Origin of the sequence: Stenotrophomonas maltophilia group sp. Smal13, assembly GCF_030236855.1 — a bacterium.
Classification (GTDB): Bacteria; Pseudomonadota; Gammaproteobacteria; order Xanthomonadales; family Xanthomonadaceae; genus Stenotrophomonas; species Stenotrophomonas maltophilia_A.
On the sequence record NZ_JASJSQ010000042.1, the window covers coordinates 13250 to 28064 of the forward strand.

Consider the following 14815-nt stretch of genomic DNA (forward strand, 5'->3'; position numbering starts at 1 on the left):
GCGCTTACTGCTCGGCCGCCATCTCGATTTCGCTGAGGAACGTCCAGCTGCCATTGGCCAACCGCAGCTCCAGCGTGCGGCACTGCGCGGCCAGCGGCGCGGCGTTGCCCAGCACGTATTCCTCTTCGGTCGAACCGCTCAGTCCGGCCTGGGGGAATGGCGCCGACAGCACACCGATCTTCACCGCAGCGGCGCCCGGCTCGGCACACATCACCTCCACAGCTGTCGGCGTGACGATGCCCCACGCCGGGCGGGTCATCGTATGCAGGCCGATCCAGTCCACCCGCCGGCGCTGGCCCAGGTCGATGGTGATGCTGGCGTTGCCATGCACGCCTACCCAGCCGGCATCCATCGGGTTGCGCGGATCCCCCACCCGGCGATCGAACAGCTCGTGGCCACTGCTGTCCGGATAGTTTGCATCCGGTGCCACGCTGTAGCTGTACGTGGTCTGCACCGGATCGACGAGGTAGGACGCGCCGAGCCCATACAGCCCGCGATAGGTGTTCATCAACCGCGGAGATTCGGCATAGCCCTGGCCGGGGCCGACCACCTCGGACATGTGGTACTGGTTGAGCCAGGCAACGCGCTTGCCGGCCGAACGCGCGCTCCACAACTGCTGGTTGATGCGCTGCACCGACGCGGAGCGATAGGCACCGGACAATCCGTTGCCGGTTTCCAGGAACAAGGGACTGCCATGGTTGAACAGTTCGATGTCGGCCCACAGGCCGCTGGCCCCCAGCGCCGCCGACAGCGCCTCGTAATACGCCTCGGTGGAATGACCCGGGCGATCCCACTGGAACAGGCGTGCATGCGAGGCGGCGCCGATGCCGTCCTGCCAGATCTGCACATCCACGCCGGTGGCCGTACGGAACTGTGCAGCAGCCCGGCCCACGCTGGCCGGATCCACGCTGGATGACGCCAGGTAGGGGGCCACCATCACCGGCCGCGAGGGTGTACTGCCTTTGAGCGCCGTCACGATCGCACGGTAGAACGGCGCGCGATCAGCCGGCACCTGTGCTGGCTCGTCGGTGATGTACCAGCCAGCGAACGCCGGATGCGATCCGTACTGTTGGCCCAGCTGGGCCAGCGACTGCGCCGCATCCTGTGCCACGGCCGTTGCGTTCTGCCCCTGCCAGAAGGTGGCGCACTGCCCCGAGCTGTAGGTGGTGCCGACCACGACCTTCATGCCGCGCGCGGCCGCCGCATCGAGCACGGTGCCGAGCTTGCCGGGAAAGCCGGCAATCCATTCGAAATCCTGCACGCCGCTGGCGCAGCCGACGCCGGCACGGGTGGCACGCACCTGACCGAGGATGATCGTGTCGTTGCCCAGGTCCTGCAGTTCATCCAGGAACAGCGGCAACTGCGCGGCCGGCAGTTGTTCGTCGCTGCCCGAGTAGCCAACGTGGACGAAGCTGCCGGACAACAGGGGGCTGGCCGCATGGACGGGGGCGGTACAGGCCAGCACTGCGATCAATCCAATCCTGTTCATGTTCTACGTCCCTGTCGTGGCCAGGCGAGTGGCGTTGTTGCGCATCCTATCAACAGCAACGGTGGCCCCATCATGATCACCGGTGGATGCACGTGTGCTTCTACGCAACACTCCATCCTCACTGTCTTCCTGCGGCCCTGCTGCCGCAGTTGAGCGAGATCGCCGCAGCGAAGGCAGCGCCCGCCTGAATGGCTGCCTGATCAGCCCCGTGCGCAGGGCGCGTGAAAACCGGGGCGAAGATGGCGACCTGGACTTAGCGTGCGATGGCCAAGCATGGACGCCGTCGTCTACGAAGGCGACGCCCACACCGCAGGAGATTTCACATGACTGAGCAGAACCCGCGCAGCTCCAACCGGGGTTTCGCATCAATGGACCAGGAAAAGCAGCGCGCGATCGCTGCCAAGGGCGGGCGCGCCGCACATGCCTCCGGCAACGCACATGAATTCAGTCCGGCCGAGGCACGTGTCGCGGGCCGCAAGGGCGGCGAGGCGATCAGCCGCAACCGCCAGCACATGGCCGAGATCGGTCGTGAAGGTGGACACGCTCGCCACGCCAATGCGCGCCAGCAGCAACAACAGCCTCAGGAGATCGAACGCACGGCAGCGGGTCCGCAACGCCAGCAGGGCTGAATGCAGCGCGTCAGGCCGGTGCGCGCTGCCGATACAGCCCGAGCGCCGCAAGCAGGGCCAGCGCACCGGCCACAGCCATCGCCCATCCGAAACCACTGGCCATCGCACTGCGATACCACGTCAGCATCTGCGGCGTGGCGTGCATCGAGCCCGGTTGCAGGATCAGTTCGCGCGCCTGTGCCACCAGCCCCCGCTGCCCGGCCGCCTGCGCGGACGCGGCGAACTGCTGCACGGCGCGTTGGCCCATCAGGCTGCCCAGCAGCGCGATGCCCAGGCTCATGCCTGCCTGACGCAACGCGTTCATCGTGGCTGAGGCGATACCCGCGCGCTCGACCGGCGCGCTGGCCATGACCGCCATGCCGGTCGCCGGCACTGCCAGCCCCATTCCAATGCCAAGCAGCACCAGCACAGCACTGGAATAGGCGTGCGAAGTAGCCGGTTCGAACGTGGCCATCGCGCACAGCGCCGCCCCGGCCAGGGCATAGCCCAGCACCAGCGCGGCGTGCAGCCCGAGGTGGGCGACCAGACGCCCGAACAACAGCGACACGGCACCCATCAACAGGAACTGCGGGGCCAACTGGGAGCCTGCCAGCGCAGCGTTGTGCCCCTGCGCCTGCTGGAAGAACAGCGACAGGAAGAACAGGCTGGCATAGGCAGTGAAGCCCAGCACGAACGAGGCCAGGTTGAACATGCCGAAGCGGCGGTCGGCAAACAGGTCCAGCGGCAGCAATGGGCGTGCCACCCGGCGTTCGACGATGCCGAACAGGATCAACCCGGCAGCTGCCACGCCCAGCGCCAGCAGCGTCACCGGGGCCAGCAGGCCATGCGCGCCGATCGCGATCAGGCCATAGCTCAGCGCACCCAGCGCGACGACGCTGAGCAGCTGCCCGGCAGGGTCCAGCGCAGCGTGCTGCGGATGCCGCCGCTCCGGAATTCCCCAGGCGCCCAGCGCCAGCGCGAGCAGGCCCAACGGCAGGTTGATCAGGAAGATGCTGGGCCATCCGACGCGCTGTACCAGCACGCCGCCCAGCAGCGGGCCAAGCACCAGGGCCAGCGCACTGAACGCCGACCAGCCACCGATCGCACGTGCACGTTGGCGCGCGTCGGGAAACGCGTGGCTGAGGATCGGCATTGCGGCGGGAATCAACAAAGCGCCCGCGATGCCCTGCACTGCACGCCCGGCTACCAAGGTCGCAAGATTGCCGGCACAGGCGCACAGCAGCGACCCCAGCGTGAAGGTGGCGACGCTGAGCAGCCACATCCGCCGATGACCGTAACGGTCCCCAAGCGGCCCCGCCGACAGCATCAACGCCGAAAGCGCGATTGCATACGCATTGATCACCCACTGCAGGCCGGCCATGTCGGTATTCAACGCCTGCTGCAGGGTCGGCAGGGCGACGTTGACGATGCTGATGTCCAGAGAGGCGAGGAATGTGCCGAGGTAGGCCGCCAGCACCAGGGCCGGCCGCTGGAAACGTCGCATGTACGGCTCCCGGGGGAAGGATGTGTGCGCATCCTAGCCATTGACTGACCGTCGGTCAATGACTGACGGTCAGTCGGTGCCACAGGCCAGCTAGAATGGCTCCCGTCGCACCCGGATCCCTCCCACATGCAGACCCCAGCTGTCGCCAGGCCACGCACCAAACCTGCGGAAACCCGCCAGGAAGAACTGATGGACGCCGCGCAGGCGCTGTTCCTGTCAAAGGGAGTGGATGCCACCACCATCAGCGACATCGTCGCCGCAGCCGACGTTGCCAAGGGCACCTTCTATACCTACTTCGCCTCGCGCACCGAGATTCTGCAGGCGCTGGCGCAGCGCTATACCCAGCGTTTCATGGAAGACGTCGACCACGCCGTGCAGCGCTACCCGGCCAGCGATGGCGTAGCACGCCTGCGCGCCTGGATCCGCGCCAACATCGAACTTTATGTGCGCACCCATGCACTGCACGACGTGGTGTACGCCAACCATCATCACCACCAGCGTGGCAACGCCGAACGCAATGCGATCCAGCAGCAACTGCTGGGCATCCTCGAAGCAGGCAATGCCGCAGCTCTGTGGCAGCTTCCAGCGCCCAAAGTCACCGCCTCGTTGATCTATGCCGGCGTGCACGGCGCCACCGACGACCTGATCGCCATACCCGCACAGGATGCCGATGCCTTCATCGCCGCCGTGGTGGATGATTGCCTGCGCATGGTCGGCGTGCCACCAACCGGTGCCAAACGTCGCTGACGGGCTTTCTGCTGCTCAGATGTGGGCGAGGATGTTCAACAGCCGCCCGAACGGGTCACGGACGAAGAAGCGGCGCACACCCCAGGGCTCATCGGCGGGGCCATATTCCAGCGGGATGCCGGCCGCGCGCATGCGCTCCAGTACCTGTTGCAGATTGTCGACTTCTATCGACAGATCCGGCACCGCCGTGCCGGATCCCCCTTCAGTGGCAAAGCTGACCTGCGCCAGCGCGCTGCCCTCGCCGCCATGGGTGATGATCCAGCCGTGGTCCATCACCACCGGCATGCCCAGCAGCTCGCCATAGAACGCTGCGGCACGCGCAGGGTCAGGCGTGGCGATGTTGGCGACGACACGTTTGACGGCCATGTGCAGCGGCTCCGATGCGATTCCCCATCCTCGCCGCTGCGTGCATGGCCTGCAAGCGGGCGGCGCTGAAACAGAAGAGCCCCGTCAGGGACGGGGCTCGTCATCAATCCTGCATTGCCACTGCTTACACAGCGCCGCAGCGATCCATGATGCAACGATCGTATTCGTACTGGCATTCCATCGCATCACCGCCACCGGACAGACACGCCTGGTAAGCCTTCCAACAGGGAAGATCGCATGGCGGAATCGGCCCAGCCACAGCAACCGAACCGCTGCAGGCCAAGGCGAACACCGCACCCACGATCATTTTCCTGAAAGTACGCATCGACATCACTCCTTGATAAGCCTGGTGAGCCCAGGCCGGGCCACGGTAGCGAGGCCTCCGGGAGATGGAGTGAACGCAAGCGTCACGCCCAATTAACGTGTTCATAAAATTCCTGCCACATAGCTGGGGGGTATCGCCGTGCCTTGGCGTTAACGGCTTTGTAGTCCGTCATCCAAGGAAGTTGTCCGATGAATCACCCGCTGCACGGCCGTTCGTCCCACTCCCGTTCTCCGCTGCATAGCCGCCTCGCACTGGCTGTAGCCAGTTCCCTGCTGCTGGCTGCTGCTACGCCCGCCATCGCCAGCGACTCACTCGACACCTGGCAGCAACAGCGACAATTGCAGGCGGCCTGGGCGCAACCTGCCACCTCGGCGCCCTCTTCCACGCCCCTTCAGTTGCCGGTTGCAGCAGCCGCAGCAGCAGCCAGCACCACTTCGATTCCCGGTAAGCCGGGTGACCCGGCCAGCTGGCGCACGGACGAATTCAATGCCGACTGGGGTCTGGGTGCAATGAATGCCCAATTTGCGTACGCGCGGGGGCTGACCGCCACTGGCGTCCGGCTGGGGGTGTTCGACAGCGGCACCGGCTTGGATCACCCGGAATTCGCCGGCAAGAATCATCGCAGCATCACTATTGCTGATCTGTTGAGCGATGGCAGCCGGTGTACGAACAGGACTGCATTGACGGGTCCGGATGCATGCTTCTCCAGTGCTGGCGATGAGGTGCAGGTTCAGCGGTATACGCTTGATCCCAAGATGCCCAAGTTCATTGCCGATCTGATTCTGCGCGACCCGCAGATTAGCGAGCTCCTGCGAAACGCATCCTATGAGGATCATGGCACCCATGTGGGTGGCACCATCGCTGCCAATCGGGATGGCGCAGGCATGCATGGCGTGGGATTCGGTGCAGATCTGACCGTCGCCAGATTGTTCTTTAACAGCGTCACCGAGATCTATCTCAAAGGACTCGGTCTTGATACGCGGGTTAAGTCCACAGGGCCAGAGAATTCGGCGCTTGTCGATCTATACGATCAGATGAACACCCAGGGCGTGCGTGCGATCAATCACAGCTGGGGATTGGCTGAAGAGCCCAAGTCAGCAGCTGAATTTGATAGCCGATACAGCGATCCCGAATGGCTTGAGAGACTCTCCATCTTCGCGGACGGCGCACGCGCCAGGGGCATGATTCAGGTCTGGGCAGCCGGCAACACTGATGTGGAAATTCCCACGCCTGAGGAAAGTCCGATTGCCGGCATATATGCAACCTTGCCGCGAGCCCTTCCCGACATCGAGCGGTACTGGCTCAGCGTGGTCAACGTCCAGGAGGACTTGACGCTGAGCAATCGATCAAACAAATGTGGCCTGAGCGCCAACTGGTGCATTGCGGCGCCTGGGACAGACATCAACTCAACTACCTACGACCCCTCTGCCCCGCCAACGGCAGATATTCGCACCGATGCGAATGGCAACATCTCGCTTGACGTAACTCAGCGCGTGCCGACGCACGGCTATGGAGAGAAGAGCGGAACGTCCATGGCGGCCCCGCACATTACCGGTGCTCTCGGGCTGCTTTTTGAGCGCTTCCCCTATCTCGATAGCGCACAGGTCCGCGACGTGCTGCTGACCACCGCCCGCGATCTGGGCGATCCGGGCGTCGATGAGATCTACGGCTGGGGCATGGTCGACCTGCGCAAGGCCATCGAAGGCTACGGCTCGCTGCGCGTGGACACCAACGTGGTGATGAACCAGAAGGCCGGTGGCCTGAAGGTGTGGGAAGGCGATGCCTGGGATGACTGGACCAACGACATCGGCGGCCCCGGCAAGCTGACCAAGTCCGGCATCGGCTGGCTGCGCCTGAGTGGTGGCAACACCTTCAACGGCGCAGTGCTGCAGGACGGCACGCTGGAATTGAACGGCACCAACACACTCACGTCAGCGGTCGAGGTCCAGGGTGGCCAGTTCCTGCTCAACGGCTCGCTGGTCTCCACCGCCCTGAACACCACCGGAGGCGTGAGCACGGTCAGCAGCAGCGGCCTGCTGAAGGACAGCAACCTGACGGTCAACGGTGGCGTGGTGTCCTTCAACGGCACGCAGACCGGCGGCACCACCACGGTCGGTGCCAACGGCCTGCTGAAGGGCATCGGCACGCTGGGCAACACCCGTGTGGACGGCATCATCGCGCCCGGCAATTCGATCGGCACGCTGACCGTCAACGGCAACTACGTGCAGGGCGCAACCGGCGTCTATGCCGCCGAACTTGCCCCGGGCGGCCGCAGTGACCAGTTGCACGTAACCGGCACCGCCACTCTCGGCGGCACCCTGGTCGCACTGCCGGAGCCGGGTACCTACTACCTCGGCGAGCAGTTCAATTTCATCCGCGCCGACGGCGGTGTCAGCGGCCAGTTCGCGAAAACCGACTTCAGCGCGTTCTCGCCGTTCCTGCAGTTCAGCCTGGCCTACGGCGCCAATGGCACCCGCATCGACGTGACCCGGGGTGCCTCGCTCGCCAGCGCCGCCACCACGCCGAACCAGCGTGCGGCCGCGGCGGTGGCCGATGGACTGGCGATCAACCAGGGCCTGCCCAAGCCGCTGACCCAACTGTTCCCGCAACAGGTGGGTGGCGTGCTCGATGGCCTCAGCGGCGAGCTGCATCCGGCCACGGCGCTGGCCCTGGTCGAGGGCAGCCGCTATGTGCGCGATGCCGCACTGTCACGTCGTGCCGGCGCCGCCGCACCCGGTGCCGATGCGGGTGATGCCACCGGCGCCTGGGTGCAGGCACTGGGCGGCAACAGCAAGCTGGATGGCAACAGCAACACCGCGCGCACCGACGCCAACAGCAACGGCCTGCTGGTCGGCATGGACCGCGAGTTCGGTGGCTGGCAGATCGGCGTGCTGGCCGGTACAGGCCGCACCGACGCGAAGCAGCAGGAGCGTCGTGCCAAGTCGAAGATCGACAACACGCACTTCGGCGCCTATGCCAGCCACACCTGGGGCGGCTTCGGCCTGCGCGGTGGCGTGGCATGGAGCCGCAACGAAGTGAAGAGCACGCGTGATGTTGCCTTCGCCGGCTTCAGCAACAGCCTCAGCGCGCGCTACAACGCACGTACGCGCCAGGCCTTCATCGAAGCGGGCTACCGCTTCGGCAATGCGGAAGGTGGGCTGGAGCCGTACCTGCAGGTCGCCCGCGTGGAAGTGGACCTGAAGCAGGTCAACGAGCGTGGCGGCGCGGCCGCACTGCACGGCAAGGTGGACGACACCGGCACCACCATCGCCACCGCTGGCCTGCGCTTCGACAAGGGCCTGAAGGCATCGTTCCAGCAGGACAGCTGGCTGCACCTGCGCGGTGGCGTGGGCTATCGCCGCGCCTTCGGTGACCGCAGCCAGGTGGCCAACCTGGCCTTCGCCAACAGCAGCACCACCTTTGCAGTCGAGGGCGCACCGATTGCCGACAACGCCGTCGTGGCCGAGCTGGGCCTGGCGGCGTGGCTGACCCCGCGGCAGCAGCTGGAGCTGGGCTACAGCGGCCAGTTCGGCAGTGAAAGCCGCGACCATGGCGCCACCGCACGCTGGTCTGTGCGCTTCTAAACACGTGCTCTCTTGACGGGTTGGGGCGGCCTTGCGGCCGCCCCCTTTTTTGCCCGCCACCCAGCGTTATGCGCGATGCCGCAGCGCGGCGGCACCTGCCAGGCTGGCAAGTGGCAACAGCAACCCATAGGCCACCAGCGGCCACACGGTATCGCCGGGCGGCACGAGGGTAACCAGCGTGCCGATGCCTGCCACGATCAGGCTCTGCACGGCGTAGTACAGGGCCACCGCCGTACCTGACGCATCGGCGAAATCACGCAGCGCACCGCTTGCAGCCACCGAAACCACCATCACCAGCCCCACCGCGATGCCCCACATGGGCAGCACCACTCCGACGAACGAGGGAGGCCACGCTGCGGCCAACGCCATCAGCAGTACTCCGGCCACCATCACCCACAGACCACGCAGGAAGGTACCGCGTAGGTTCCAGCGGGCAATGCACACGTTCGCCATCCGCGCCGTGACGATCATCACCAGCGCCACCGTGGCGAAGGCCAGGCTGAACGACAGCGGCGAGTACTGCATGCGCCCGACCAGCAGCCGGGGCGCGACCGAGAAGAACACGAAGAACGTGCCCATGCCCGCACTGAAGCCCAGCGTGTAGACCCAGAACGCGCCGCTGCCGAGGATGCGTCGTAGCGCGGGTCGCGACGCGTCCCGGCACTGCGGGCGGGTTTCCTGCCAATGCCGTACCGCGCGCATGCCGGCGATCATGCCCAGTACGCCGAGCAGAACGAAGATCGCGCGCCAGCCGAAGGCGCCTGCCAGCAGGGCGCCGAGGATCGGTCCCAGCGCCGGCACGAAGGCCAGCATCGAGGCAAACAGCCCGTACAGCGACGCGCCTTCGGCTGTATCAGCATACACATCACGCACCGTGGCAAAGGTCGCCACCAGTGCCGCCGACGCTCCCACCGCCTGCACGGCTCGCCAGGCCAGGAATGCTGCGCCGCTGCTGGACATGGCGAGCGCGAACGACGAAAGCGCGAACAGCAACGCCCCCAGCAACAGGACCGGCCGCCGCCCGATGCGGTCGGACAACGGGCCGAACAGCAACTGGCCGAGGCCAAGTACCAGCAGGTAGATGCTCAAGGTGAGCTGCACCAGCGTCGGTGATGTCTGCAATGCCTGCGGCATCACCGGTACCACGGGAAGATAGATATCCATGGCCAGCGAGGCCAGGAGGTCGAACGGCGCCATCAGCGCAATGGCCGATGGCAGGGTATGGGCCCAACGCGGGGCCTGTCGATTGAACATGGGGAGTCTCCGCCCAGAGTGAATCCGGCGGTGATCCATCCAATTCGCGTGCATCGCAGGGATGATCACCGCAACAACGTCTGCATCGTTGTTGCGGCTCAGCGAACTGTCTGCGGACCGTTCCCGTTGTTCATGGTGTCCATCGAATGCGAATGCAGGTGGCACCAGTGTAGCAATCGTCCACCTGCCGCGCGGCGCTCAGGCCAGGGGCAACATGTCGATGCGCCTGCACGGTGTCTCCTTCACCTGCTCGATCAGCCGCCGCACCACTGGCGAAGTCTCTGCCCGCCGGTACTGCACAGCGATGGTCGAGACGATGGTGGGGCCGGCCAGTGGCAGATAGATCATTCCGGGCAGCACCAGCGTGCGTTGCAGTACCGATGGCACGATCGCCACCGAACCAACGCCGACCGACACCTCAGCCAACACCGCCGCCAGATGCCCGGGCTGGGAACGGATACGTGGAATGAACCCGCCGCGGCGCCCGACTTCCATTGCGCCCACCGGCTGCTCCGGCATGACGAAACCCTCCCGGGCCAATGACGCCGGCTGCACCGGCGACCGGGCCTGCGCCAGCGGATGGGTTTCCGGCAGCGCCACGCAGAACTGGTCTTCGACCAAGGTGTGTTCGCCGAAACTGTCGGGTACATCCATCGGAGGCCGGCAGAACACCACATCCACCCGTCCTTCCTGCAGCAGCTGCGGGAGCTCGCCCATCGGCCATTCGCTCACCTGCAGTTCCACGCCCGGGTAGCGGCTGCGGAACCGCCTGAGCTGATCCTGCAATGCTCCGGCATACAGCGCCGAGCCGACGTAACCGATCTCGATCTTGCCGATCTCACCCCGCCCCGCGCGCCGGCCCAGGGTCTCGGCCTGTTCGAACCGGCGCAGCACATCGCGGGCTTCCGCCAGGAACACCTCGCCTGCCGAGGTCAGCAGCACCTCGCGCCGGCCGCGGTCGAACAGGCGCGTGCCGAGCCGACGCTCGATGTCCTGGATCTGCACGCTCAGCGTGGGAGTGGCAATTCCCAGGCGCAGGGCCGCACGACCGAAGTGCAGCTCCTCGGCCAGAGTGACGAAGTACTCCAGGTGACGGCGTTCCATGGGCGACATTTCGTTAGGTTCAAGCTAACGTAACCAGAAAACACCGAGAATGAAACAAACACCGATCATTGATGGAATGGCCGTCCTCCCCTTCCTGCGAGTGACCGGTGCCGCCCTCTCCTCCCCCTTCGCCTGCACGGCACACGCTGCCTGACGCGGTCCTGCTGGTGGCCTCGCTGGGCTGCACGATGACCGTGCTGGAGACCAATGCCGTCGCGGTCGCATTGCCCAGCATCGCACGTGACCTGCACGCCGGATTCGCGGATATCGAGTGGGTGATCAGTGCCTACATCCTGTCCTTCACCTCACTTCTGCTGCCCGCCGGTGCGGTCGCCGACCGCTACGGCCGCCGCCGGGTGCTGCTGATCGGCATCAGCCTGTTCGCCCTCACCTCTCTGCTCTGCGCACTGGCGCCCGGTGCTGCCCTGCTCTACCTGGCGCGGGCTCTGCAGGGCATGGGTGCAGCCTTTCTGCTGGCACCCTCGCTGTCGATCATCGGCCACACGTACCACGAGGGGGCCGCCAAGGACACTGCATGGGCGTTCTGGGGCACAGCCATGGGCGTGATGATGGTGCTCTCACCGCTGATCGGCGGCGTGCTGTCCGCACTCTGGGGCTGGCGCGCGGTGTTCGTCGCGATCCTGCCGTTCCTGGGCCTGCTCGGCTACGGCACGCTGCGCTGGATACCCGAGTCGTCAGACAGCGTGGTCCGCCCGCTCGATCCGCCCGGCATCATCACGTTCAGCGCTGCCATCTTCGGCATCGTGTTCTTCCTGGTGGAAGGACTGGCAGAAGGATGGACATCGGCCCCGGCGCTGATTGGGCTGGGCCTGGCCATCATCATGGCTGTTGCCTTCGTCATCGTTGAACGGGCACGGTCACATCCCATGGTCGATCTCGGGCTGCTGGCCAGTCCGCGTTTCGTCGGCGCACTCATTGCCATGGTCGGCTATTCGGTCAGCGCACAGGTGATGGCATCGATGCTGCCGCAGTACCTGCAGAACGGCATCGGCCTGAGCGTACTGGCTGCCGGTGCTGGCATGCTTCCGTTCGCTGCGGCGATGCTGCTGTTTCCCAGCGTGGGCCGGCGGCTCGGTCGCCATCTGACCAGTCCGGCGGTGCTGGCGATCGGGCTGTCGGTCACCGCCGCGGGCAATGCCGTGGCCGGACTGGCCGCGTGGCAGCACCTGCCTTGGCTGGCACTCGTCGCAATGGTGGTGATCGGTGCCGGCGGCGGCATCCTCAATGGCGAGACATCCAAAGCCATCATCGGCGCGGCACCGCGCGAGCGCGCCGGCATGGCCTCCGGCATCAGCGCGACCACGCGCTTTGTCGGCATCCTGCTCGGATTCACCGTACTGTCCAGTGCCTTGAGCCTGGGCATCCGCAGCGCACTGTCCGCGGCGGTTCCCGCGCGCAACGTACTGCCCATGGCCGATGCGATCGCTACCGGCACCTTCGCCGATGCGCGCACCGCCGCCTTCGCACAGGCGATCTACAGCCATGGATTTGCCAGTGCACTGTGGACGTCGGCCATCGCCGCGCTGCTGGCCAGCCTTGCGGTGTTGCTGCTGGGCCGTAGCCGGTCTGCGGCAGAAGCACCATCCCTCCTGCAACGCCCGGAGCCGCGCGCATGCGACTGAACCTCCCGCTGATCCTGTTTCTGTTCGCCATGCCGGTAGCCACCACAGGGGCGGCATCGTCCAGTTCTCCCATCGAACCACCTCGTGCAGCGCTGCTCAGCCAGATCGACCAGGGCATGGCGAACGCCGTGGCATGGGAGTACGCGTTCAACGCCATCGCCTCCTGTGATGTCGCACGGATCGACCGCACCCTGCGCAACCAGCACGACAGCCATCCCGTGCAGGTCCAGCCGCTGCTGGATGCCGGCTACACCGCAACCTATCGCACGGCCGAACCCTATCCGGTCCTGCAGGACCGGCTGGCCACGCTGCGCGATGCGGAGATCGCCTGCATGGCTGTTGCCGATGGCCGCAGCCACGCCAATGTCATCGACCGTGCTTCCGCACTGCTAGCCTACATCGCCGGGCAACCGCTGTAACCATTGTCTCGATGCCCCATCGCATGCGCACCCCCACCATGGCGCGACGCCGCGCGCGTGCCCATGACTTCCGACGCCGCTACCGCCTGACCTGCGCCGCACTGGCCGTGCTGGCGGGCCTGCTGCTGGCGCGGGCCGCTGACGTCCAGATCATCCATCACCACTTCTACCGGCACCAGGCCGAAGCACGGATGCTCCGCCACCATCCGCTGCGCGCGCATCGCGGAACGCTGTACGACCGCCACGGCATCGTCATTGCCGGATCGGCTCCTGTAGCATCCCTGTGGATCGATCCGCGCGCCTTCTTCGACGCATCAGGTTCAGTCGAGCAGCTGGCCTCGGTACTGGATGCCGATGCGACGGTGCTGACCAGACTGCTGGCGCGCAACCGGCAACGACGCTTCGTCTATCTGCCTGGCTTTCGTCGCGGCGATCCAGCCCGCCTTGAAGCACTGCAGGCCAGGGCCCCCATAGGCGTCCACCTGCAGCAGGAGTTCAAACGCTTCTATCCACAGTCGGAGCTGTTCGCGCAGACCGTCGGCGTCACCGATATCGAAGGCCGTGGGCTTGAAGGCCTTGAGCGCCTGTTCGACGCGCGCCTGAGCGGACAGGCCGGCTACCGTGACGTCATCATCGATCGCAAGGGCCGCCCGGTCGAACTGCGCGACCGTGGCTGTCCGGCGCGTCCCGGCGAGGACATCGTGCTGTCGCTGGACAGCCGTATGCAGCACATCCTGCAGGCAGGACTCGGACCGGCAGTACAGCGCTACGGCGCGGCTGCCGCCAGCATCGTGGTGCTGGAAGTCGGTACCGGCCAGATCCTGGCGATGGCCAACTGGCCCACCTACAACAGCAATGCGCCCGGTACCGGCGCCGCCGATGCACGCCGCAACCGTGCGGTGACCGATGTGTTCGAGCCCGGCAGCACGGTGAAACCCTTCACCGTGGCTGCAGCGCTCGAGGCCGGCGTGATCACGTCTGCCAGCACGTTCGACACCCACCCAGGCTGGATCCGCAATGGGCGCTTCACCACCCGTGACTATCGGGATCTGGGCGTACTGGATACCAGCGACGTCCTGAAGAAAAGCTCAAACGTGGGCATATCGTTGATTTCGCACCGCCTGAGCCGCGAGCAGCTGCACGCGATGTTTGCCGCACTGGGCGCAGGGCATGTCTCGGGCAGCGGATTTCCCGGCGAGCGCAACGGTGTGCTGGCCGCTCCTGCTGCATGGAGCGGCACCAGCAAGCAGACCCTGGCTTATGGGTACGGGCTGTCGATGACCACGCTGCAGCTGGCCAATGCCTACGCGACGCTGGCCAACCATGGCCTGCGCGTGCAACCGACCTTCGAGCATTGTCGCGCAACAGCGGTGAGCCGTGCCATGCCTGCAAACGTGGCCGACCAGGTGATGGACATGATTGCCACCACCACCGAGCCCGGCGGCACCGCGACGCGGGCCCGCATCAGCGGCTATGCCATCGCCGGAAAGACCGGAACCGCGCGCAAGGCGGCTGCCGGTGGATACGCGCGCCACTACATGTCCCTGTTTGCGGGGGTCATACCAGCGCGACATCCACGCTATGCGGTCGCCGTGGTAGTGGACGATCCCGATGCACGCCGCGGAGGCTACGGTGGTGGAGCGGTCGCAGCTCCCATCTTCAGCGAGCTGATGGGGCGCGTTCTGCACCTGCAGGACATCGCGCCCGATGCGCCACGCTGAGTCCTGCACGCCGCCTCCAGGTTGGCCGGGGCAGCCACGCTGCCCCGACCG

12 protein-coding genes are annotated in these 14815 nt (G+C 66.0%); 6 read left to right on the plus strand and 6 right to left on the minus strand.

The features are described 5' to 3' along the window. Positions 1 to 4 precede the first annotated feature (4 nt). A complete protein-coding gene (locus tag QRO95_RS14600; RefSeq protein ID WP_182266741.1) occupies positions 5 to 1489 on the minus strand; it encodes a DUF4434 domain-containing protein in 1485 nt (494 codons plus the stop codon). Between the two features lie 323 nt (positions 1490 to 1812). Here QRO95_RS14600 and QRO95_RS14605 point away from each other — a divergent pair, with 323 nt between their 5' ends. After that, on the plus strand, positions 1813 to 2118 hold the full coding sequence (locus QRO95_RS14605) for a KGG domain-containing protein (protein WP_032128582.1): 306 nt from the start codon (positions 1813 to 1815) through the stop codon (positions 2116 to 2118). A gap of 10 nt (positions 2119 to 2128) precedes the next feature. Here QRO95_RS14605 and QRO95_RS14610 read toward each other — a convergent pair whose 3' ends face one another. Then, positions 2129 to 3601, minus strand: coding sequence for an MFS transporter (locus QRO95_RS14610; RefSeq protein WP_285302867.1), 1473 nt, complete (start codon positions 3599 to 3601; stop codon positions 2129 to 2131). Between the two features lie 126 nt (positions 3602 to 3727). Between QRO95_RS14610 and QRO95_RS14615 the strand changes: the two genes are divergently transcribed. Next, positions 3728 to 4348: a TetR/AcrR family transcriptional regulator gene (locus QRO95_RS14615; protein ID WP_279912451.1), complete on the plus strand. Its 621-nt coding sequence runs from the start codon at positions 3728 to 3730 to the stop codon at positions 4346 to 4348. A gap of 15 nt (positions 4349 to 4363) precedes the next feature. Here the strand turns inward: QRO95_RS14615 and QRO95_RS14620 are convergent, their stop codons facing one another. Beyond that, a complete protein-coding gene (locus tag QRO95_RS14620; protein WP_285302868.1) occupies positions 4364 to 4714 on the minus strand; it encodes a VOC family protein in 351 nt (116 codons plus the stop codon). Between the two features lie 124 nt (positions 4715 to 4838). Next, a complete protein-coding gene (locus QRO95_RS25320; protein WP_317618051.1) occupies positions 4839 to 5039 on the minus strand; it encodes a hypothetical protein in 201 nt (66 codons plus the stop codon). A gap of 188 nt (positions 5040 to 5227) precedes the next feature. On the opposite strand from QRO95_RS25320, the gene QRO95_RS14625 reads away from it, so the two are divergent. Then, positions 5228 to 8623 carry an autotransporter domain-containing protein gene (locus QRO95_RS14625; RefSeq protein WP_285302869.1) on the plus strand — a complete coding sequence of 1132 codons (3396 nt, stop codon included), beginning with the start codon at positions 5228 to 5230 and terminating at the stop codon, positions 8621 to 8623. Positions 8624 to 8689: 66 nt separating this feature from the next. Here QRO95_RS14625 and cml read toward each other — a convergent pair whose 3' ends face one another. Then, positions 8690 to 9877: a CmlA/FloR family chloramphenicol efflux MFS transporter gene (cml, locus tag QRO95_RS14630; RefSeq protein ID WP_285302870.1), complete on the minus strand. Its 1188-nt coding sequence runs from the start codon at positions 9875 to 9877 to the stop codon at positions 8690 to 8692. A gap of 198 nt (positions 9878 to 10075) precedes the next feature. Beyond that, on the minus strand, positions 10076 to 10981 hold the full coding sequence (locus QRO95_RS14635; RefSeq protein ID WP_121504495.1) for a LysR family transcriptional regulator: 906 nt from the start codon (positions 10979 to 10981) through the stop codon (positions 10076 to 10078). A gap of 107 nt (positions 10982 to 11088) precedes the next feature. Between QRO95_RS14635 and QRO95_RS14640 the strand changes: the two genes are divergently transcribed. The 3 genes from QRO95_RS14640 to QRO95_RS14650 are packed head-to-tail and all read left to right on the plus strand — an operon-like array spanning position 11089 to position 14764. Continuing rightward, positions 11089 to 12624, plus strand: a complete 1536-nt coding sequence (locus QRO95_RS14640) for an MFS transporter (RefSeq protein WP_285302871.1) — start codon at positions 11089 to 11091, stop codon at positions 12622 to 12624. Then, positions 12615 to 13043: a hypothetical protein gene (locus tag QRO95_RS14645; RefSeq protein ID WP_285302872.1), complete on the plus strand. Its 429-nt coding sequence runs from the start codon at positions 12615 to 12617 to the stop codon at positions 13041 to 13043. The genes QRO95_RS14640 and QRO95_RS14645 overlap by 10 nt, the downstream gene beginning before the upstream one ends. Positions 13044 to 13066: 23 nt before the next feature. After that, positions 13067 to 14764 (plus strand): penicillin-binding protein 2, encoded by a 1698-nt coding sequence (locus QRO95_RS14650; protein ID WP_285302873.1) that lies wholly within the window; start codon positions 13067 to 13069, stop codon positions 14762 to 14764. Positions 14765 to 14815: the final 51 nt, after the last annotated feature.